The sequence below is a fragment of the Phyllobacterium phragmitis genome (genome assembly GCF_002980495.1).
In the GTDB taxonomy this organism is placed as follows: domain Bacteria; phylum Pseudomonadota; class Alphaproteobacteria; order Rhizobiales; family Rhizobiaceae; genus Paramesorhizobium; species Paramesorhizobium phragmitis.
This window is the reverse complement of record NZ_PVBR01000008.1, coordinates 107688-128014: the sequence shown is the minus strand read 5'-3', so window position 1 is coordinate 128014 and position 20327 is coordinate 107688. Positions and strand designations below refer to the sequence as shown.

The 20327-nt window shown below is 60.7% G+C and carries 20 protein-coding genes; 2 read left to right on the top strand and 18 right to left on the bottom strand.

From position 1 onward, the window contains the following. Positions 1–189 precede the first annotated feature (189 nt). The 5 genes from C5748_RS12945 to C5748_RS12925 form a co-directional block, all read right to left on the bottom strand. Complete coding sequence (locus C5748_RS12945; protein WP_105742349.1) at positions 190–1083, bottom strand: helix-turn-helix domain-containing protein; 894 nt, start codon at positions 1081–1083, stop codon at positions 190–192. A gap of 234 nt (positions 1084–1317) precedes the next feature. Then, the gene (locus C5748_RS12940) at positions 1318–1686 is read right to left on the bottom strand and encodes a response regulator transcription factor (protein ID WP_245429074.1); all 369 of its coding nucleotides are present in this window, start codon (positions 1684–1686) and stop codon (positions 1318–1320) included. A gap of 488 nt (positions 1687–2174) precedes the next feature. Beyond that, entirely contained in the window at positions 2175–2978 is an 804-nt protein-coding gene (locus tag C5748_RS12935) for an SDR family oxidoreductase (protein WP_105742347.1), read from the bottom strand. A 33-nt stretch (positions 2979–3011) separates the two neighbouring features. Continuing rightward, complete coding sequence (locus C5748_RS12930) at positions 3012–3425, bottom strand: GlcG/HbpS family heme-binding protein (RefSeq protein WP_105742346.1); 414 nt, start codon at positions 3423–3425, stop codon at positions 3012–3014. Between the two features lie 359 nt (positions 3426–3784). After that, positions 3785–5128, bottom strand: a complete 1344-nt coding sequence (locus C5748_RS12925) for a spinster family MFS transporter (RefSeq protein WP_105742345.1) — start codon at positions 5126–5128, stop codon at positions 3785–3787. 110 nt (positions 5129–5238) lie between these two features. Between C5748_RS12925 and C5748_RS12920 the strand changes: the two genes are divergently transcribed. Together C5748_RS12920 and C5748_RS12915 are read left to right on the top strand one after the other, a co-directional pair. Further along, positions 5239–6240 (top strand): ATP-binding protein, encoded by a 1002-nt coding sequence (locus tag C5748_RS12920; RefSeq protein ID WP_105742344.1) that lies wholly within the window; start codon positions 5239–5241, stop codon positions 6238–6240. After that, entirely contained in the window at positions 6204–8078 is a 1875-nt protein-coding gene (locus C5748_RS12915; RefSeq protein WP_105742343.1) for an ATP-binding protein, read from the top strand. Before C5748_RS12920 ends, C5748_RS12915 begins: the two co-directional genes overlap by 37 nt. A gap of 282 nt (positions 8079–8360) precedes the next feature. Here C5748_RS12915 and C5748_RS12910 read toward each other — a convergent pair whose 3' ends face one another. From C5748_RS12910 to C5748_RS12845, 13 genes are all read right to left on the bottom strand, one after another. Further along, positions 8361–8606, bottom strand: a complete 246-nt coding sequence (locus C5748_RS12910; protein ID WP_105742342.1) for a DUF2274 domain-containing protein — start codon at positions 8604–8606, stop codon at positions 8361–8363. Further along, on the bottom strand, positions 8603–9829 hold the full coding sequence (locus C5748_RS12905) for a TraB/TrbI/VirB10 family type IV secretion system protein (RefSeq protein ID WP_105742341.1): 1227 nt from the start codon (positions 9827–9829) through the stop codon (positions 8603–8605). The genes C5748_RS12910 and C5748_RS12905 overlap by 4 nt, the downstream gene beginning before the upstream one ends. After that, positions 9826–10851, bottom strand: a complete 1026-nt coding sequence (gene trbG / locus C5748_RS12900; RefSeq protein WP_105742340.1) for a P-type conjugative transfer protein TrbG — start codon at positions 10849–10851, stop codon at positions 9826–9828. Before trbG ends, C5748_RS12905 begins: the two co-directional genes overlap by 4 nt. Continuing rightward, a complete protein-coding gene (gene trbF, locus C5748_RS12895) occupies positions 10848–11537 on the bottom strand; it encodes a conjugal transfer protein TrbF (protein ID WP_105742339.1) in 690 nt (229 codons plus the stop codon). The genes trbG and trbF overlap by 4 nt, the downstream gene beginning before the upstream one ends. After that, positions 11534–12901 carry a P-type conjugative transfer protein TrbL gene (gene trbL, locus C5748_RS12890; protein WP_105742338.1) on the bottom strand — a complete coding sequence of 456 codons (1368 nt, stop codon included), beginning with the start codon at positions 12899–12901 and terminating at the stop codon, positions 11534–11536. Before trbL ends, trbF begins: the two co-directional genes overlap by 4 nt. Beyond that, positions 12898–13167: a putative entry exclusion protein TrbK-alt gene (trbK-alt, locus tag C5748_RS12885; RefSeq protein ID WP_105742337.1), complete on the bottom strand. Its 270-nt coding sequence runs from the start codon at positions 13165–13167 to the stop codon at positions 12898–12900. Before trbK-alt ends, trbL begins: the two co-directional genes overlap by 4 nt. Before the next feature lie 13 nt (positions 13168–13180). After that, a complete protein-coding gene (gene trbJ, locus C5748_RS12880; protein ID WP_105742336.1) occupies positions 13181–13921 on the bottom strand; it encodes a P-type conjugative transfer protein TrbJ in 741 nt (246 codons plus the stop codon). A gap of 2 nt (positions 13922–13923) precedes the next feature. After that, positions 13924–16461, bottom strand: a complete 2538-nt coding sequence (gene trbE, locus C5748_RS12875; RefSeq protein WP_105742335.1) for a conjugal transfer protein TrbE — start codon at positions 16459–16461, stop codon at positions 13924–13926. Between the two features lie 7 nt (positions 16462–16468). Next, complete coding sequence (locus C5748_RS12870) at positions 16469–16732, bottom strand: VirB3 family type IV secretion system protein (protein ID WP_105742459.1); 264 nt, start codon at positions 16730–16732, stop codon at positions 16469–16471. Between the two features lie 2 nt (positions 16733–16734). After that, the gene (locus C5748_RS12865; RefSeq protein ID WP_105742334.1) at positions 16735–17070 is read right to left on the bottom strand and encodes a TrbC/VirB2 family type IV secretion system protein; all 336 of its coding nucleotides are present in this window, start codon (positions 17068–17070) and stop codon (positions 16735–16737) included. After that, positions 17067–18071, bottom strand: coding sequence for a P-type conjugative transfer ATPase TrbB (trbB, locus tag C5748_RS12860; RefSeq protein WP_105742333.1), 1005 nt, complete (start codon positions 18069–18071; stop codon positions 17067–17069). The genes C5748_RS12865 and trbB overlap by 4 nt, the downstream gene beginning before the upstream one ends. 189 nt (positions 18072–18260) lie before the next feature. Next, positions 18261–19151 carry a LysR family transcriptional regulator gene (locus tag C5748_RS12855; protein WP_105742332.1) on the bottom strand — a complete coding sequence of 297 codons (891 nt, stop codon included), beginning with the start codon at positions 19149–19151 and terminating at the stop codon, positions 18261–18263. 309 nt (positions 19152–19460) lie between these two features. Next, the gene (locus C5748_RS12845; RefSeq protein WP_105742330.1) at positions 19461–20303 is read right to left on the bottom strand and encodes an alpha/beta fold hydrolase; all 843 of its coding nucleotides are present in this window, start codon (positions 20301–20303) and stop codon (positions 19461–19463) included. Positions 20304–20327 lie beyond the last annotated feature (24 nt).

The following is a 20327-nucleotide window of genomic DNA, read 5'->3' as shown; positions in this document are numbered from 1 at the left end:
GCGGTGCTGCTCAAGCAGCAAAATTATGCGCAAAGCATCGAACGATCTTTGGCCAAAGGCACCAGCCATGCCACAACTGAAAATACTGAGATCAGTGTCTTCAAAATCATACATACGCAGCTTGCGAGCGGTGACCGGCCTAATTTCACGCGTTCGGTGCGGCACGTAATCGAATTCCCGATTCAGCGCCTATGAACGTGAATACAGCCGCCGATACTCTTGAGGTGTAACACCCACAGATCTTCGAAATGCCACCGAAAACGCCGAGTGCGTCTGATAACCTACATTCAAGGCGATCTCGACGATAGGCAGCGCAGAGCAGGCGAGCAACTGTCGCGCTGCTTGAATACGGAGTTTCATAAGCCACTGATGTGGTGTGCGGCCAGTCGCCTTGCGAAAAGCACCGCAGAAGTGGGACCGGCTCAGGTTTGTCAAATCAGCCAACTCTTGGAGTCCAATATCTCTGTCCAGATTGTCTCGCATATAGTCAAGCACCCGTTGCGCCTGCCAGGGCGCAAGACCAACGTGCGCACTGAAATTGGGTAGGCTGGACACAGAGTGCCCGCGCAACAACTGGATGCAGATGAGATCCAACAACTGCTCGATGAATAGCCTAGATGCGGCTTCACGCGACTCGACCTCCTCGCACAGCAGATTGAGAAGCGTGAAGAGCTTCGGATCTGAGAAGTTCTGGCGATCGATCAAATCAGGGACACGGCTATAGTTAAGCTGATTGGCGCATTCGACGAGGCGATCTTGTGAGAGAAAAGTGTTAGACACTTTAAACGGTGCGCTGGTCGACCGTTCACTATCATGCCCTCTCGGCACAAAAGTGATCCTGCCAGGGAAGGTGGGGTACATCAGGCGCTTTCCGTCAATCTTGGCCCACGTATGGCCTCCGCCTGAATAATGCGCTACAAGGACGTGCTCTTTCATTGCCGGAATGTATGTATCAAACGGAACATTGACGTAGCGGCCAGTTAACCGTGTTCCTCCGTTGAAGATTTCCGGAATGATGGGCGGCGCTGAACCCAGAATTTTTGTTACAGCTGTGATTGAGCTCACCAGACCATGGTCGGCCATCTTTGCGCCCCTCAATTCCGGTCATGGCGGTGAGCGTAGCAGTTCGGCGCAAAATTGTCGTGGTTCCTCTGGTAGCATGGCGTTGGCAGCGTAGCGTCATGCGTCTGCCCCCACCTAGCCGCAAGGCTCACCGTCTCCACGAGCGACTTTCATCGCCTTCGAATGAGGACCCCGAAATCGAAACAGCGCTTGAGCCGAGCTAACTGATCACAGCAGGTGCATAGGGCAACGCCCCTATGCCTTCAGCGCCCGCGTCACGCAATCGATGAAAACTTTCGTGTCAATAGGCTTCCGCAGAAAGCAGAGGGCGCCACTTGCAAGAGCGTCCACTTCGATGCTGGACTCTGTGCGCGCCGTGATCATGATGACGGGTACGTTGGATCCGCGCTCCTCCATGACGCGCTTTAAATCGATGCCGCTCATGCCCGGCATCTGAATGTCCGTAATGACACATGAGCAGTCTGCGATAACGCCTGATTCAAGGAACTCTTCTGCAGATGCGAAGCCTCGCGCATTATACCCAAGCGAGCGGATCAGCCTAACGAGGGCGACTTGCAGGGACAGGTCGTCGTCAATAATAGAAATCAAAACTTCTGCTGCCACGCGGCATCCTTTCTGTTGCTAGGCGCCGTTAGACACACGGGCAGAGCACTAGCCCGCACTCGTGGCACAAGCCTGTCGCGTCCGAAATCATACCTAGGTGTTAGCACCGGATATCACGAAGCGGTCGAGCAGACCTGTAGCGCGACTATTTCAGTCACTGCAGTATGGGCCGCTCCGGGAGACGGCTGAGCACGAGGTACCTGGAATTGGCCACGGTCGCTCGGACATTTTCTTCCAACGCCTCGTCCGTGACCTTGTGAACCGAGGCGGGGGAAGCAACGCACAGATGAGTTCTCAGATGCACCTGTGAGCTCGCGGTCGCCAGGTTGCAGCGATTGTCGCGATGTTCCGGCCAGCGATTGGAGCTGACGGGGGAATTCTGAAGGCGTCCTTAGAAAAGGCCCCGGGGAACTGATGGTGACATGTCCCCCGGGGCAGGTTGAGCGGCGGGGAGGAAGAGCCGCTCCGGGGACCTCGTTTGCTCGCTATCAGATCTGGTTTTCCCAGGCTGCGAGCTGATGTCGCTTCAGCATGTCCTCGATTTTTCTCGGAACCACATTGCGAAACTTGCCGGTGTCAGCCGGGACGATCTCGATCATCCGGTCGATCATTTCCTTCGGATCCATCTTGCCGTCGGGCGTGGCGAAGAAGTCATCGAAGCCCTTTCGGAGGTCGGCGCGCTTAGTGAAGTTCTTGCTGTCATCAAGCCAACGGAAGGGGTTGTCGGCCATTGTCTCGTTGTAGCCGGTGTAGTAGGCACCTGGATTGACGGTCTGGATCTTGATGCCATAAGGATGCAGTTCCTGCTGCATGGCCTCGGCAAAGGCTTCCAGCGCATGCTTGGTCGAGACATAGGTGCCCCAATTGGCTGGCGTGAAGAGACCGCCCATGGATGAGGTGAATACCACCTTGCCCTTCTTGCCTTCACGTACCCATTTCTGAACGACCCCCTGCGTTAGGATCAGTGGCAGAAAGACATTGACTTCGTAGTTTTTGCGGACGAGATCGACTGGAATTTCCCAGACCGGACCTGCTTCGCCCATGCCGGCATTGTTCCAGAGCACGTCGAAGTCCCAGCTTTGTGCCTGCTTAATATCGTAGGGATCAAAGAGGTCGAGGCGTTCTACACGGAAGTTCTTCAGCCCGAGCACTGCGGCTTCTTCGCGCAACGGCGTGACCTGGGATGAGACATGGGTGGTTGCGATAATGCTATGGCCGTTCCTGGCCATGCCGATGGCTGCACCTTTGCCGAAGCCCGAACCGGCACCGGTGATAAGGATGGTTTTGGTCATTTCACGTTTCCTTCTGTTTATGAAACCCGGGCATCAACCAAGCATTGCCTCGAAAGTAGCGAGGGCCGCCTGAGCGATTTCCATGTCCTGCTGAATGCTGCCGCCGGAAACACCGACCGCCCCAGCAGTAACTCCATTTGGACATTTGAGAGCTATCCCACCGCCATAAGGGGCAAGCCCCCCGTTGGTGAGTTCGAGACCGGGAGCCGCGGCGCCGGGCTTGCAGAATTCCCAGATATCCTCGCTATTGCATTCAAACAGCGCAGCGGTCTTGGCCTTGCGCATAGCGATATCGATGGATGCCAGTACAGCGCCGTCCATGCGATGAAAGGCCTTCAAATGGCCTCCTGCATCGAGAACAACGATATTGACCGGCACCTCCAACTCTCGCGCTTTGGCCTCCGCGCTTTCGAGAAGCGCTCGGGCTTGGTAAGAAGACACGTACATCGTCAGTTGCCTCCTTTTTCCGGCAATGATGATGCACGTTGCGCTACCTGATTGAGCTAATCGAGTTTAGGTCTGTGAAAGCGTGTTAAGCTTTGTTGCCGTCCCATCGGCCGTGGCGAAGTGTCAAACGAAAGCCTCGCCGCAACGGAAGGATCAAAGTTTGAGACCACTGTCTCGAGCAGTTCCAGAGAATTCGCGGCATCTATATGAAAAGTTACCGATTGCTTGCGGGACTTGTACAGGGAAGCATGTCAGCTTCCACGGCAACGGATGACGGGTAAAACTCTCCGCAAGAAACACCATTGGGCCGGGGCAGCACCTTAAAAACAGGACTGCTGCAGAGCACTGAACGGCAGTTCTTAACTAACGCTCTCCTGCGAGATTAGATCTCGGGCCGCCCAATACAGGAGCGAGACCGGAATCAAGAGACCGCTTGAAATTACCAGCGCCCACCTCAGGCCTTCGGCCGGGCCCCGTCCGTCAGACGCGATGAGGTCACTCAGCATCCCCACCACCAACGGCCCCACGCCCAGGCCGATCAGATTGATCCCAAGAGCATAGACAGCTGCAGCCGTTGCACGCGATCTAGGATGTACAAGGCCTTGGATGGCGGCAAAGCCGCCGATGGTTCCGACCCCGGAGAAAAACCATTGAGCAGCAATCAGCGCAAGGGCCAAGAGAACATCGTCCACCAAGAGCGCAGCGACTATAATTGGAACTCGCAGCAAGGCGATGAGAGCCGGAATCGTCGTGTAGGCTCTATATCCTTGCCCGGCGATCCGATCAGTCACCTGTCCCCCAATTAACATGCCGGCAATGCCCGTCACGCCTCGACACAATCCTAAAGCGAGCCCGAGAAACGCGGCCGCGCCGAAAGCCACACCAAGAATAGTGCCAATACTTGACGCAATGTTGGACAGTGCGGCCCCGTGAACTCTGAAGAAGAACGAAGCGATAAACGCTGCCTGGCCGAAACCGACCAACATCTGGATTGCACCTGCTACGGTTACGAGCAGGAATGCTTTCTTCGACAGCATTTCGCTTAGCGCTTTCCTGAACGGTATAGGTGGTACAGGTGGATTGGCCGCCATTTTCAGGATTCTGGGATCCCTTACGGTGACAGCGAGCAACGGAGCGAGGAGCAGACCGGGTACACCAGCGATAAAGAAAGCCGTCCGCCAACCGTAAGCATCCATTACCAAGCCTCCCATAGCCATTCCCAAAAGGCCGCCGAGCGGGATTCCGATCGAATAGAATGCCAAAGCTCTAGCCCGCTTTTCCTTCGGCGCGTAGTCCGCAATAAGCGCGTGTGCAGGAGCTATACCACCAGCCTCTCCCAAGCCGACAAACATCCGGGCTATCAAAAGCTGAGAGAAAGATGCTGCCAAGCCGCAAGCAGCGGTTGCCAAACTCCAGATGCCCATCGATCCCGCAATCACGAACGATCGGTTTGTCCGATCTGCGAAACGGGCGATTGGAATGCTCAGCAAGGCGTGAAAGGCGGCAAACGCGAAGCCGGTCAATAACCCGAGCTGCAGGTCTGTGAGATCAAACTCACCCTTTATCGGTTCTGCGAGGATATTGACGATTTGGCGGTCGAGGAAATTGAGGGCGCAAGTGAACATCAATACCCAGAGGACATATCGAAATCCTCCAACATTTACAGGGCCTTCGCCGCTGATCTGCACGCTGGTCGCCGACATAGGATCCCCACCCCTCAACCTTTGAATATCTGTCGCTGAAGTGTGCAATAGTGAATTTGTGAAAATGGTAGCAATACTGTACTCTAAGTTTTTCGAAGACCAGCGAAAAAATGCGTTCCGAAACCAACCTTTCCGATTTCAGCCTCTCTTTCGGCCCTTTTCAATTGACCCCCTCGAAAAGGCTTATCGAGAGGGATGGGACGCCGATCAAAATCGGCAGTCGGGCTTTCGACATCCTCGTTGCACTCGTGGAGAAGCCGGGAGAGGTGGTAACGAGCAGAGATCTAATTGCTCGTGCTTGGCCAAACCTTGTTGTCGAGGAAAGCAGTCTTCGCGTTCATATGGTAAGCCTTCGCAAAGCACTCGGCGATACAGTTGAAGAGAATAAGTATATCGCCAATATTCCAGGGCGCGGATATAGTTTCGTGGGGTCCCTCAGCCGAAGTAATGGAATGGCTGGTTCCAACGGCACAGACGCCGTCTCCTGCATTCTTCCTCGTCCTCTGACTCACATTATCGGCCGCGACGCAGTGATCTCCACCGTTTCGGAACTCATCCAGAAGGCACCGATTGTAACCTTGCATGGCCCCGGCGGGATCGGCAAGACAACCGTCGCCGTTGCTGTTGCCTATGCGCAGCAGGTGGATTTTGATGGCGCAGTCCTATTTGTCGATCTCGGATCGCTCGTCCGCCCGGATCTCGTACCCAGCGCGCTCGCAAGCACAGCGGGGCTGATGGTTCAATCAGACGATCCTACGGAAAGTCTGGTTCAATTTTTCAACCGGAGGAGAATGCTGATCGTTTTCGATAGCTGTGAACACGTGATTGATGCAGTGGCACAACTGTCCGACCACCTCGTCCGCGAGGCTTCAGAAGTGAGGGTACTCGTCACGAGCAGAGAACAACTACGCGTCGATGGCGAGTACGTGTACCGTCTTCCGCCTTTGGATGTGCCGCCAAAGGGCAAAATGTTCACTGTCGACGAGATCTCCTCACGTTCTCTGCGACTCGCTTCTTTGTGGAGCGGGCCTATGCCAGCGGGCCGGCTTTTAAGCTTACCGAAGAGAATGCATCAGTGGTTGCCGAAATCAGCCGCAGTCTCGAGGGCATAGCACTTGCACTGGAGCTTGCGGCAAGGCGAACGGGAGTACTCGGGCTGGATCAAACAGCAGCTCTTCTCGATAATCGGTTGCAGTTGCAGTGGAAAGGGTCACGCACTGCATCGCCGCGCCACCAGACGCTGCACGCTATGTTGGATTGGAGCTACAATCTTATCAGCGAACCAGAGCAGCGGGTGCTCAGGCGGGTGTCCGTGTTCGTGGGCGGTTTCTCCCTTGAAGCGGCCCAAGCCGTGGCGTCGGACACCGAGATTGATGATGTCCAAGTCATTGCAATCCTGGAACTCCTTGCTGACAAGTCACTCGTCCTTCATCAGCTAGACGATAGTGCGAACCGATATAGGCTGCTCGATACTACCCGCACCTATGCCCGGAACAAACTGGTGGCGAGCGGTGAGGAAACAGACACTCTTCGAAGACATGCTCGCTTTTGCATCTCGTTTCTCGGCCGAACAGCCGATGCTTCATCCGGGGAGTTGCTTGCCAGTTATCGCCAAGCTCGAAAGGCTCTGCTGGGGGACGTCCGTGCGGCGCTGGAACTGTGCTTCTCGGCTGACGGAGATCGCGATCTCAGCTTGGCTCTTGCGGCTGCCGCGACTGCACTGTTCATTGAGCTGTCACTAGTGGCGGAATGCCGTTCCTGGGCAGAGCGTGCGATTGCAGCCCTCGAAAGCAGCGAGCGTGGAACGAAGTGCGAACTAGAGTTGCAGGCTTCTTTGGGGCACGCAATGATGTTTTGCGAAGGCAACGACGACCGGGTTCAGACAGCCCTTGAAAGAGGCCTAACCATTGCCGAGAAGCTCGAAGACCCGTTCGCACAGTTCAGGCTTCTTAGCCGATTGCACATGTATTTTCGGAGGACGGGAGAGTTTGACAAGCTTCTTCCGATCGCTGAGCGCGCGGAACAAATCTCTGCAGATTTGCGTGACCCTATTGCTGTCTCTGCGGCGAATGTTCTCTTGGGTGTGTCCTATCATCTGCTTGGCGATCAAGCGGCCGCTCAAGCTCATCTGGAAGCATGCACTCACTATGCTTCGCCCGCAGGGCAGGTCGGAGCAAGCCACTTCGCATTCCATCGCAGTCCTCAGATTGCGATAGCGCGAGCACTTTGGCTACAGGGGCATCCAGATGCGGCAGAAGCTATGGCCGACGGTGTTGCGAAAGAGCTTGCTCCGCGTCAGGACGTCGTCACTTTCTGCATCGCATTGATCTGGGCCATATCAGTTTTCCAGTGGACAGGAAACTGGGCTGCCGCGGCGACCCACACTGAAAGGCTGATCGACGAGGCAGAAAGGCATTCGCTGGCGCCGTATCGCGCGGTCGGTCTCGGCATAAAAGGCGAGACGTTGATAGCCGAAGAGAAACTGGATGGCGGAATCAAAATCCTGAGAGAAGCTCTCCGGAGCCTAAAAAGAGAGCGCTACGAACTTTATACTTCCGGCTTCCGCTGCACATTGGCGCAAGCTCTCGCCTCTAGGAAGCACTTCGATCAGGCACTGTCAATTATAGATGACGCCATTGGGAAGGTGGCAGCTCATGGCACGGCCTTCAACTTACCAGAGTTGATACGTGTTCGTGGTGATGTCCTCATAATGGCTGGAGATTGGGCGGAGGGGGAAAAATGCCTTGAACAGTCCCTTGCCTTGGCGGATCGACAGGCATCACTGTCCTGGCGTTTGCGAACCGCAACAAGCCTGGCACGGCTTCGGTCTTATCAAGGTCGGAACGAGGAAGCTCGCCAAACACTTTCACAGGTCTATGATCTTTTCATGGAAGGTTTTGACACTGCAGATTTGCAGGTGGCCAAACGTCTGTTGGTAGAGCTGAGCTGAAGCTCCTAGACCGGCGCGCCATACGCAAAAATGGGCCGCAATCAGACAGCCGCTCATTTCGCTACCAGTCTCCACAATGCAATCTATGCGGCTTTCGAAGCACGGAACGTGAGCATCCAATGCTGATGGCGAACCTCGTCACTTAACCTGAGTCCCGTCGCAAGAAGGGACCGCACTGGGTTCGATGTGAAGCGCTTCGCAACCGAGATCTCCAGCGTGGCCTGCGGCAATATCTTCTGCCTTCGGGCCGTTGCAAAAGTCGACGTAAACGGCCGACATGGATCAAACTGCTCCCTTGATCGTCACCGGAATGGTGCGCTTTGCCTTGGCGAATCCCTTATCGGTTGCCATGAATCGCTGGACCATTGGTACAACAAGCTTAGCGGGATCGAGCGGAATCTTCTCGCCGGTAGTACGAGTGAGGATTTCGGCATAAGTCTGCAAGTCCCTGAACACTGGCGCCGGCAGTTCGACAGTGATCTTGACCGGCCTGTCATCGGGAATGGTGGATAGTCTCAGCTTTGTCATGATGGTTCCCTCGCGGTTCCGTAGGGCTGCATGACCAAATCCCGGCCCACGACCACGCGCACCGGGAAGCCGGGACGCACCGTGAGCGTTGGCTGGATATTGAGCTGGCGACGCACGATCTGCTGCCCGATGTCGGAGGCGGAATCCTGGGTACTTTCGCGGATGGCGCGGGCGATGTCGCTCTCATCGTCGCTGGAGAGTTCCGTCCCGACGCCGAGCAGTGTCGAAAGAACCGCAGCGCGGAAAATCTGGCCCCAGTGGTAGTCCACCTCGTCCTCCAGGCCGGAGAAGCCTTGCGTGTCGGCGCCGGGTAGCCGCTCCAGCACGATGGAGGTGCCGTCTGGCATGACAATCCGGTTCCAGACGAGAAGGACGCGACGCTGACCGAAAGCGACTTGACTGTCATATTGGCCGATCAGCCGTGCGCCCTGCGGGATGAGGAGATACGTTCCCGTCGGACTGTCGTAGACATGACTCGTCACCTGTGCTGTGATCTGGCCGGGCAGATCGGAATTGATGCCGGTGATCAACGCGGCGGGGATGACGGCACCAGCCTGCAGAACATAGGGCGAGGCCTTCTCCTGGACGCGGTCGGGGCTGACGGTGCGTCGGTCGGTCTCGGCATTGACGAAGGCGAGCTTTCGGTCCTGCATATTCTGCACAGATCCCGGATCGGTCGGCGGCGGCTCCGCCGAAAGCGGCAGGCCCGCCGCCGGATCGTCGCCCGATCTCGCCACGACGGCCTCGCCGCCGGCAGTGCGTTCTCCACGGCTGTCGGTAAACAGCCTTGCCACACGGGCGGCCTCGATCTCGGCAAGGCGGCGCTGTTCCTCCGGGTCGGCGCCTGGCGTCTCGATGGCGGGCGGCGCGACGGGCTGGCCTCGCTCCTGCGCACGGCGGATCGGCCGGCCGAGATCGCCGGGCAGCGCCGGCCCCAGCTCCGGAACGTCCGGACGCGGCAGGCCGGTGTAGTCGCGCGGCAGGTTCTGCAAACCGTCCGCCGTCGAGCGATTCTCGGTGCTGTAGAGTTCCGCAGGCTGCTCGCTGCCGTGGCGGCTCGAATCGAGCGCCCAGACCAGCGCACCGAGAATCGCGACGGCGCTGACGCCGCCAAGTCCGACCAGCATTTTGCGAGAGAGCCGCGTGACGCGGGGCGGCTCGGGCCGCAGGCGCAGCTTGGCGCGAATGTCGCCGCCGGGAGATGGATTCTGAGCATCTGTCATCGGAACAGCCCCGCGCTGCGCGCCGATCTACGCCCATCGGTGCGCACGATCCGCACGCGCTTTTCGGAAGACTTGTCGCCAAGGCGCAGTTCGGCCGCTGCAAACAGCCGATCCACAACATAGTAGTTCTGGCGGGAACGGTAGTTGACCAACTCGGAATTGCCCGACGGGCCGATGACGAAGAGCGGGGGCATCTCTCCCTGGCCGATGCCGGCCGGGAACTCGATGTAGACCTTCGAGCCGTCGTCGAAGGCGCGCAACGGTTTCCAGGGTGCCAAGTCTCCCTCGATGCGGTAGCGGAAGTTAAGCTTCGAGATGTCGACGCCGGTCGCGACGGGCCGCGCGGCGGTCGCTCTTGCGTTCTGCCGGCGTAGCGCAATTAGCTGGTCCTGTGGATATTGCCACGAGACCGAAGCCATATAGGTCGAGGGCGTGGAGCGCAGCTCCATGTGGTAGGTGCGCCGATCAGTGTTGATGATGAGGTTGGTCTGAAGGTCGGGCCGTATTGGTTTCACCAGGATATGAATCTGCCTGCGGTCCCCTGCCCCACTTTCGGTGTCGCCGATGATCCAGCGCACCGTGTCGCCGGCCGCGACCGGGCCGGAGCCGACAAGCTGCTCGCCAGGCTGGAGCGCGATGTCCGTGATCTGACCCGGCGCGGCATAGACCTGATAGAGAGCGCCGGGCGAGAAGGGATAGACCTGAACGGCATTGATGAAGCCATCGCGGACAGGCTGCACGCGCGCTGCCTTGTTGGCTTGCGTGACACGGGCCTTGGGATCGGGAGGCTCGGGGTTCTCCTCCACTCCGTCGACGGGCTTCAACTGGCCTGGCAGCGGTAAGGGTTTAGGCAATTCCACGACCTTCACCGGGCCGGGCGGATCGACCGTCAGCATGGCAGGTGCCGCGTTATCATAATCGATCTCCGGCGGGATATAATTCTTCGCGCAGCCAGCGAGCGCTGCCGCGGACACCAGCGTGGCCAGCAAAGCGGAAGTGCCTTTCCTGTTTTCCCCCCTCATGATCCCATCTCCTTTGACCAGTTGATTGCGTTGACGTAGACGCCAAGCGGGTTCGCTCTGAGGCGTTCGGCAGTGCGGGGTTGCTGGATCACCACGGTCAGGATGGCGGTCCAGCGCTCGGTCCCGGAGAGTTGGCCGTTCTCGTAGGCCCGCTCGGTCCAGGCGATGCGGAAGGAGTCTGGCGAGGCGCGGATCACCGAGGAAATCTCGACGGCGATCTGCTGCTTTCCGACCTTGGTGAACGGGTCGTTCGAACGGGCATAGTCGTTGAGCGCGATGGCGCCGCGATCGGTCGTGTATTCGTAGGCGCGCAACCAGTTCTGGCGCACGATGATCGGGTCGGCGGGGATCGAACGGACCTGCTCGATGAAGCGGGCGAGATGCCATGCGATCTGCGGATCGGTAGGTTCGTAGTCGGCAAAGGCCGAGGCCACGGCCTGCGCCTCGCCGAACTTGTCGACCTGCACGACCCAGGGCACGATGGTTCCGCGCGTCGACTGCCAGACGAGTGCGGCGGCGAAGCCGCCGGCCAGCAGCAGCGAGCCAAACGCCATAAGCCGCCAGTTCCTCGCCTGCATACGGGCGGAGCCGATGCGCTCGTCCCAGGCCTGGGTCGCCTTCTGGTAAGGGGTCTCGGGTTCAGGCGTGCGTGCGTAGCGCACTGATGGTCTTTTGAAGGGGTTCATCTGCGGTCATCCTGATCGAGTGAGACATTCATGGAGCCGCCGCCGTGGTCGCCGGACCGGACTGCGTGGGCAGCGGCGGTCGCGCCGTGGCTCATGGTCTGGCCACGCTTCATGCGGGCGGCCCAGGCCGGTTGCTCCGACGAGGGGGCGGCAGCGGTGCCGCCACTGGACCCGTCCATGCTGGCGCCGGGCGATTGACCGCCTGTCGCGGTCCATGCGCCGGCCTGGCCGGAGCGATAGCTGGAGCGCAGGGCCCCGGCGGCACGCGACATCGCCTGCCGCGCGGGCTGGGCTGCGGCGGAGGCCCCGGCCCTTGCAACACCGCCCAGTCCGGCGGCGACGGCGCCCATGCCGCTCTGACCGGACGTGGCGGCGGCGAGCCCGTAGGCCGTGGATGTGCTGCCGGCCATATGCGCGCCGCCGCGTGCGGCGGCCGCGCTCATGCGCCCGCCCGCTCCGATCGCAGCGGCACCACCACTCAGTCCCGCACGCGCGCCCATGTAGCCCGCCGCTCCCATACCGGCGACGGCGAGCCCGGTGCCCACGGCGGCGCCCGCGCCGAGCTGCGGGGCGCCGGAAATAAGGCCGGTGGCGATGCCGAGACCGAAGATGGACAGACCCATCAGCGCCAACGCGCCGAGCGCCAGCGACATGGCGTCGGTGACGGTCGGCTCGCCCGGAAAGCCCGAGGTGAACTCGCCGAACAGGCCGGAGCCGATGCCGACAATCACGGCGAGCACGAGGATCTTGACACCCGAGGCGACGATATTGCCGAGCACCTTTTCGGCGAGGAAGGCCGTCTTGCCGAAGAGCGCGAACGGGATCAGCACGAATCCCGCCAAGGTGGTCAGCTTGAACTCGATGAGCGTGACGAAGATCTGGACGGCGAGAACGAAGAAGGCGATCAAAACGATCACCCAAGCGGTCATCAGCACGACGATCTGGATCAGGTTCTCGAAGAAGGAGATATAGCCCATCAGCTCGCTGGCGGCCTCGAGGATCGGATTGCCGGCGTCAATGCCGACCTGGGCGACGCGGCCTGGCTGGAGAAGTTCGGAACCGGAGAGCGACGATCCGCCAGCCTGGAGGCCGAGGCCGGAGAAGCTCTCGAAGACGATGCCGGCGAGCGCGTTGAAGTTGCCGATGATGAAGGCGAAGAAGCCGATATAGAGCGTCTTCTTCACCAGCCGCTGAAGCACGTCCTCGTCCGCGCCCCAAGCCCAGAACAGGCCGGCGAGCGTGATGTCGATGACGATCAGCGTGGTGGTGAGAAACGCCACCTCGCCGCCGAGCAGGCCGAAGCCGGAGTCGATATAGGCGGTGAAGGTGCCCAGGAAGCGGTCGATGACGCCGACATCGTTCACGGGTGCGAGCGCTCCCTGCGCGTTTCGAGGAAACGCCGACGATGCTCGGCCCACACCTCCTTGCAGGTGGCATCGTCGGCAGCCGCCATGCCCAGGTCGCGGCAGCGAACCAGTTCGGTATTTGCGGGCTCGCCGCCCGGATCACGGAGGCGGCTGGTGGGGGCGGTGTCCTCCGAGCCTACCTCGCGCAGCGCAACGACGGCGGCAATCATGGCTGCGCCGATGGCGAGGGCGGCGATCATCCGGGCGGCGATCTTCAGGTCCATCGCGTGTGTGCCCTCACTCGTTGAACATGCGCACGGTGGACGGGGTGTAGTCTCGGCCGGCCATGAAGCGACCGAACTGCTCGCGGGCCTGTTCCTGCGCGGCCGCGCGCCGCGACTGCTCCAGCGCGTCGGCCCGCCCCTGGGCCGCGAGCATGGCGGTGAGATCGGCGATCTGGCTCGCCTGTACGGCGAGCAACTGGTTGCCGGCCTGTGTCGCCTGAAGGATTCCGGCAGCGGACTGGCTGGCATCGACCAGGTTGCGAGTCTGTGCCTGCGTGCCCTCGATATTGCCGACCGCGACGGCTCCGGCTTTCAGCGAGTGCTCGAAGGCGGAGACGGACTGCCGCCAGCGCTCGCGGGCGGCGGTGACGAGTTGCTCGCCGGTCTTGTCGGCGGCGAAGTCGCGATAGGTCGCGGAGAACTGGTTCTCGATGTCCTGTACGCTGTAAGCGAGGCGCTCGGCTTCGCCGAGCAGGCTCTTCATCTCCGAGAAATTGCCCTCGATCCGGGACAGCATCGATGTCGGCAGGCTGGTCAGATTCTTCGCCTGATTGATAAGCATCTGCGCCTCGTTGGCGAGCGAGGTAATCTGGTTGTTGATCTGTTCCAGCGTGCGTGTCGCGGTCAGAACATTTTCCGCGTAATTGGACGGATCGAACACGATCAGCGCCGAGACCGGTGTGGCGACCAACGCGATGCCGATGGAAAGTGTGCCGGCTGCAAGAGCGTGATGAAGGCGGGAATGTTGGGGCATGGTCAAACCTCCTGTTCGGATGACGGATGGGTGGGATCAAGATCTTCCGCCGTGACGGATTCATCGGCTGCGACGGACCTGTCCGGCGCATCCGCGGACGCGGACTGGTCGATGACGTTTGTAATGTCGGGGATGAGGTCGGCGGCCCAGCCAAGGCCATTGGCCCGCAGCCATGCTTCAAGGAAGTGAGGGCGTACGCCCTCACGGAGCAGCTCGTCGATCAGGGCATGGGCCGCCTTGTCGGAAGCTCCGCACAGGATGAGTGCGATGTGGCCCAGGCCGAGTTCGAACAGGCGGTTGCCGCGCCGCGACTGGCAGTAATAGTCACGCTTGGGCGTTGCCCGCGCGACGATCTCGATCTGGCGATCGTTCAGGCCGAACTGGCGATAGACGGCAGCGATCTGCGGCTCGAGGGCGCGTTCGTTGGCGAGGAAGATGCGTGTCGGGCAGCTCTCGACGATGACAGGGGCGATCGGCGATGCTTCGATGTCGGCGAGCGACTGCGAGGAGAAGACGACGGAGACGTTCTTCTTGCGCAGCGTCTTCAGCCATTCCTTAATCTTGTCGGCGAAGTCGCCGTCATCGAGCGCACGCCAGCCCTCGTCGATAATGAGAAGCGTCGGCCGCCCATCGAAGCGGGCCTCGATGCGGTGGAAGAGATAGGAGAGCACGGCGGGAGCGGCCTTGGTGCCTATCAGCCCCTCGGTCTCGAAGGCCTGGACGGACGCCTCGCCGAGCCGTTCGGTCTCGGCGTCGAGCAGCCGACCATGCGCGCCGCCGATGCAATATGGTTTGAGTGCCTGCTTGAGCGCGTTAACTTGCAGCAGAACGGTCAGGCCGGTGATGGTGCGCTCGTCGACCGGCGCCGAGGCGAGTGAGGTGAGCGCCGACCAGAGATGCTCCTTCACTTCCGGGGTGATGGTCACGCCCTCGCGCACGAGAATGTCGACCAGCCAGTCGGCCGCCCAGGCGCGCTCGGGCGTGTGATGGATGCCGGCGAGCGGCTGGAGCGAGACGGAGGTGGAAACGGCATCGTCCGACAGCGAGCCGCCCAGGTCCTGCCAGTCGCCGCCCATCGCCAGCGTGGCCGCCCGAATCGAGCCGCCGAAATCGAAGACGAAAACTTGGGCATGCGCGTAGCGGCGAAACTGGAGCGCCATGAGCGCGAGCAATACGGATTTGCCTGCGCCGGTAGGGCCGATGACGACCGTGTGGCCCACATCGCCGATATGAAGCGCGAAACGGAACGGCGTCGCGCCTTCGGTCTTGGCATAGAAGAGCGGTGGCGCATCGAAGTGCTCATCCTTGGCCGACCCCGCCCAGACCGCTGAAAGAGGGATCATATGGGCGAGGTTGAGCGTCGAGATCGGCGGCTGCCGGACGTTCGCGTAAGTCTGGCCGGGGATGGAGCCGAGCCAGGCTTCAATGGCGTTGACGCCCTCGACGATCGAGGTGAAGTCTCTGGCCTGGATCACCTTCTCGACCAGCCTCAGCTTCTCGTCAGCGATGGCGCGATCCGCGTCCCAGACCGTCACCGTGGCTGTGACGTATGCTTCGCCGACCTGATCGGAGCCGAGATCCTGCAAGGCGGCGTCGGCGTCGGCGGCCTTGTTGGCAGCGTCGGTGTCCGTCAGCACCGACGCCTCATTGGTCATCACCTCCTTGATGATGGCGGCGACGGACTTCCGCTTGGCGAACCACTGCCGCCGTATCTTCGTGACCAGGCGGGTAGCCTCCAGCTTGTCGAGCATGATCGCGCGTGTCGACCAGCGATAGAGGAAGGCGAGACGGTTGAGATCATCGAGGATTCCGGGGAACGTCGTGGTCGGGAATCCGATCACGGTCAGTGTACGCAGATGGAGATCGCCCAGTCGTGGCTCCAGCCCGCCGGTCAGCGGCTGGTCGGCGAGCAGCGCATCGAGGTGCATCGGCATCTCGGGCATGCGGACGCGATGACGGGTCGTCGAGATGGTCGAGTGCAGATAGGTCAGGGTCTCGCTATCATCGAGCCATTCGGCCTCCGGCACGAACCCTTCGACAAGGTTGAGGACGCGATCTGTACGATCGACGAAGCCTTTGAGCAGTTCCCAGGGGTCGACGCCGCTTCGTTCCCGGCCCTCGTAGAGCCAACTTTCTATACGGGAGGCTTCCTCGGCCGGCGGCAACCAGACGAAAGTAAGGAAATAGCTGCTCTCGTAGAGAAGGCCGGATTCCTCGAACTGCTCGCGGCGCTCGATGTCGAGGAGCGCGGACGCGCTGTCGGGATACAGGCTGGCGGGATAGTCGGTGGCGGGGTTGCGCTGGGCTTCGACGAAGATGGCCCAGCCCGAGCCGAGGCGGCGCAGCGCATTGTTGAGGCGCGCGGTCGTGGCGACCAGTTCGGCCGGCGTGGCGCTGTCGAGATCGGGACCGCGAAAGCGCGCGGTGCGCTGGAAGGAGCCATCCTTGTTGAGCACCACCCCCGGTGCCACGAGCGCTGCCCAGGGCAGGAAGTCGGCGAGGCTGGCGGAACGCTTGCGGTACTCAGAGAGATTGAGCATGGCGACCTCACACGCCTAGATGGGCCGGATAGCGCAGGTGCCGTCGCACCACGTCGACAAACTGGGCGTCGCGCTTCGCCGCCCACACGGCCGCGAAATGGCCGATCACCCAGATGGCGAGGCCGGCGATCCAAAGGCGCAGGCCGAGCCCAACCGCACCGGCAAGCGTACCGTTGAGAATGGCGACAGAGCGTGGAGCGCCGCCGAGCAGGATCGGCTCGGTCAGCGCGCGATGGACCGGCGCGAAGAAGCCGCGAACGTCCTCTTCCATCATCAGACGAGCGCTCCGCCACCGAAGGAGAAGAAGGACAGGAAGAAGGAGCTGGCCGCGAAAGCGATGCTCAATCCGAACACGATATGGATCAGCCTGCGAAAGCCGCCGGCCGTGTCGCCGAAGGCGAGCGTCAGGCCGGTGATAATGATGATGATGACGGCGACGATCTTGGCGACAGGGCCTTCGATGGATTCTAGGATCTGTTGAAGCGGTTCCTCCCACGGCATGGAGGAACCGGCGGCACGGGCGGGAAGCGCGGTCAGCACGGTGGCGGCAGCGAGCGCGGTCGCGTGGACCAAGCCGCTGCGGATTCGGGCGGGGATGGAAGGCGTCATTGTTCGTCTCCTTCGGGACGGCGTTGCGGATCGGGTACGAGCTGCGCGTTGAGGGTGCGGTAATCGCCGGTCGCGGGATCGAGCCCCTCGACAAGGGCGATCTCCGCCAGCCGGCGTTCGGCGCCGCGGCCAGCGAGCACTACAATCAGGTCAATCGTCTCGGCGATCAGCGCGCGCGGGACCGTGACCACGGCCTCCTGCACGAGCTGCTCCAGCCGACGCATCGCGCCGATCGCGGTGCTGGCATGGATCGTGCCGATGCCGCCGGGATGGCCGGTGCCCCACGCCTTGAGCAGGTCGAGGGCCTCCGCTCCGCGCACCTCGCCGACCGGGATGCGGTCGGGGCGCAGGCGCAGGGACGACTTCACCAACTCGGAGAGCGAGGCCACGCCGTCCTTGGTGCGTAGCGCCACGAGGTTGGCCGCGGCGCATTGCAGCTCGCGGGTGTCCTCGATCAGCACCACGCGGTCGGCGGTCTTTGCCACCTCCGCCAGCAGGGCATTCGTCAGCGTGGTCTTGCCGGTCGAAGTGCCGCCGGCGACGAGAATGTTTTTCCGCTTCTCGACGGCGAGGCGCAGCACGTCGGCCTGGGCTGCCGTCATGATACCGGACGCGACGTAGTCGGCGAGCGTGAAGACGGCGACGGCAGGCTTGCGGATGGCAAAGGCGGGCGCCGCAACGACCGGAGGCAGGAGACCTTCGAAGCGCTCGCCCGTCTCCGGCAGTTCGGCTGAGACGCGAGGGCTGCCCGGATGGACTTCGGTGCCGACATGATGCGCGACCAACCTGACAATGCGCTCGCCATCGGCCGGGATCAGAAGGTCGTCCGTGGCGATCAGCCCTTCTCTCAGCCGGTCGACCCAGAGCCGCCCGTCAGGGTTCAACATCACCTCAACGATCGAAGGGTCTTCGAGATAGCGCGCAATGGCGGGACCGAGCGCCGTGCGCAGCATGCGCGCGCCGCGCGATAGTCTTTCATTCTGGTGATGGTGTGCCGGCATCTCGCCCCCGTTTCCGGCCACCCACGAAACGATCGGATGGCAACGGGGACAATTAAGAAAGGCACAATTTGCGCGCGCGCAACACTATTCTTCGGCGTAACGTACGCGGTCGTAGGCAATCGAAAAAATACAGGCAGTATTCGGCGGCCCGAGCCGGTAGATAGCCACCTCCGTGAAGGTTAAGCCGAATCAACCGCGCGGCTTTATGGCATCAACGAAGGTCTTCACAACCGGGTTAGTGTTTTCGGGCTTCCAGCAGGCAATGTAGCCGAGGCGGGTCGCTCCATGGCCATCATGGACGGGCCGAAACACCACGCCGAGGCTGGTGAGCCCCATCGCGGACTCGCACTGCAGCGCAATGCCCTGGCGATCGGCTACCTCGCTCAAAATGCTTTCGCGGCTAAGGTGACGCGCAAGAATCTCCGGGTGGTCCGAGGGTGCTGCAAGATGGCGAAGCAGTATGTGGCGGATGTCGGGGCCAGGATCGTGGTGGCTGATGAGGAAGCGCTCGCTCTTCAGTTCCGGCCAGTAGATGAGGGGTCTGTCGACGAGTGGATGACATTCCGGCAACGCGACCACGAGACGTTCGGCCCATAGCGTGACCGATGCAAAGTCCTTGCACTTGCCGGCGTCACCGAGGATGACGGCAAGATCTATCCTGTCAGACTGCAGGCCGGCCATCAATTCGGTGAAGGGAACTTCAACCAATTCCACCTCGATATCGGGATATTGCTCCCGGAAATCGTGCAGCGCGGCGCGGAAAGCTCCGGCCGAGAGCGATTTGTAGAAGCCAACGAGGAGGCGTCCCACCTTCCCGGCAGCACTAGCTTTCGCGCGTTCGGTCAGCCGCTCGACATCCTCGATAATGCGGCGCGCGGAGACAAGGAATTCCTCTCCGGTCGGCGTGAGGCGCGCGCCTGAGGTCGAACGGTCGAACAAGGCAATGCCACCAAGCTCGTCCTCCACCTCCTTGATGCGCTTGCTGACGATCGGCTGCCGGACATTGAGTTCGTGCCCGGCAGCGCTGAAACTGCCGTTGCGCGCGCTAGCCAGGATGTAGCGAAGGTGGCGCAGTTCCAATCGTTTCCCTCCCGCGAGGCGCTTTTTAGCTGGACGATTTCTCCACCTCGCGATCGCCGTGGCTCTTGAATTTTTCTACAACTCCCTTGTGGGTTTCATCTGTCTGGCACCCGCAACTATTAGAGCTTGTAGTTTCTCGATAAGCCGCGTGTCGTGCAACACGCCTGCGAGGATAGGATATTCAATCGTGGCGATATGAGCATTGATGCGCGCGAGCAACAACTGCGATATTCCGAGCCGATCGCTTGGCACCTGATCTTGGCACAACGCCTCCATTGTGAGGATCAATTTGCCAAGCGACGATCTTCATCAGCTCTTGATAAAGGTGAGCAGGTCCGGATTGACGGTATCGGCGTGCGTCGTAAGCATGCCATGGGGGAAACCGGGATAAATTTTCAGCGTGCTGTTCTTGATTAACTCGGCCTGAAGCAGAGCGGCGTCCTGGTATGGCACGACCTGGTCGTCATCGCCGTGCATTACGAGGGTCGGCACGGTGATCGCCTTGAGATCTTCCGTCTGATCCGTCTCGGAGAAGACCTTGATGCCTTCATAGTGTGCCAAAGCACCGCCCATCATTCCCTGACGCCACCAGTTCTGGATGGCGCCCTGCGAGACCTTCGCCCCCGGGCGATTGAAGCCGTAGAACGGGCCCGAGGGCACATCAAGGTAAAACTGTGCCCTATTGCCCGCGAGCGCCTTGCGGTAACCGTCGAAAACCTCGATTGGGGTGCCACCGGGGTTCGCCTCGGTCTTGAGCATCAGCGGAGGAATCGCGCTGACCAGCACTGCCTTGGCGACGCGGCCGTTGGGTTGGCCAAACTTCGCGACATAACGCCCGACTTCGCCGCCACCGGTCGAATGGCCGATATGGATGGCATTTCGCAAATCCAGGTGCTCGACGACCGCGAAGGCATCAGCTGCATAGTGATCCATATCGTTGCCGGTATCCACCTGCGAGGAACGGCCGTGACCACGTCGGTCGTGAGCGACCACGCGATAGCCATTCGCCAGGAAGAACAGCATCTGCGTGTCCCAATCGTCCGACGACAATGGCCAGCCATGATGGAACATGATCGGCTGAGCGTCCTTCGGCCCCCAATCCTTGTAAAAGATATCGGTGCCGTCCTCGGTCTTCACGAATCCACTGCTCATGTGAAGCTCTCCTTTCGAGCTGTC

What these genes read in the sequence shown, in the direction of transcription:
- C5748_RS12865 (WP_105742334.1), bottom strand. Translation starts at nt 17,070, where the DNA reads ATGACGCCTTCCATCCCCGCCCGAATCCGCAGCGGCTTGGTCCACGCG.
- trbJ (WP_105742336.1), bottom strand. Translation starts at nt 13,921, where the DNA reads ATGCCCCAACATTCCCGCCTTCATCACGCTCTTGCAGCCGGCACACTT.
- C5748_RS12910 (WP_105742342.1), bottom strand. Translation starts at nt 8,606, where the DNA reads ATGACAAAGCTGAGACTATCCACCATTCCCGATGACAGGCCGGTCAAG.
- trbF (WP_105742339.1), bottom strand. Translation starts at nt 11,537, where the DNA reads ATGAACCCCTTCAAAAGACCATCAGTGCGCTACGCACGCACGCCTGAA.
- C5748_RS12945 (WP_105742349.1), bottom strand. Translation starts at nt 1,083, where the DNA reads ATGGCCGACCATGGTCTGGTGAGCTCAATCACAGCTGTAACAAAAATT.
- trbB (WP_105742333.1), bottom strand. Translation starts at nt 18,071, where the DNA reads ATGCCGGCACACCATCACCAGAATGAAAGACTATCGCGCGGCGCGCGC.
- C5748_RS12920 (WP_105742344.1), top strand. Translation starts at nt 5,239, where the DNA reads ATGCGTTCCGAAACCAACCTTTCCGATTTCAGCCTCTCTTTCGGCCCT.
- trbG (WP_105742340.1), bottom strand. Translation starts at nt 10,851, where the DNA reads ATGAGGGGGGAAAACAGGAAAGGCACTTCCGCTTTGCTGGCCACGCTG.
- C5748_RS12925 (WP_105742345.1), bottom strand. Translation starts at nt 5,128, where the DNA reads ATGTCGGCGACCAGCGTGCAGATCAGCGGCGAAGGCCCTGTAAATGTT.
- C5748_RS12930 (WP_105742346.1), bottom strand. Translation starts at nt 3,425, where the DNA reads ATGTACGTGTCTTCTTACCAAGCCCGAGCGCTTCTCGAAAGCGCGGAG.
- C5748_RS12870 (WP_105742459.1), bottom strand. Translation starts at nt 16,732, where the DNA reads ATGGAAGAGGACGTTCGCGGCTTCTTCGCGCCGGTCCATCGCGCGCTG.
- trbK-alt (WP_105742337.1), bottom strand. Translation starts at nt 13,167, where the DNA reads ATGGACCTGAAGATCGCCGCCCGGATGATCGCCGCCCTCGCCATCGGC.
- C5748_RS12905 (WP_105742341.1), bottom strand. Translation starts at nt 9,829, where the DNA reads ATGACAGATGCTCAGAATCCATCTCCCGGCGGCGACATTCGCGCCAAG.
- C5748_RS12935 (WP_105742347.1), bottom strand. Translation starts at nt 2,978, where the DNA reads ATGACCAAAACCATCCTTATCACCGGTGCCGGTTCGGGCTTCGGCAAA.
- trbE (WP_105742335.1), bottom strand. Translation starts at nt 16,461, where the DNA reads ATGCTCAATCTCTCTGAGTACCGCAAGCGTTCCGCCAGCCTCGCCGAC.
- C5748_RS12845 (WP_105742330.1), bottom strand. Translation starts at nt 20,303, where the DNA reads ATGAGCAGTGGATTCGTGAAGACCGAGGACGGCACCGATATCTTTTAC.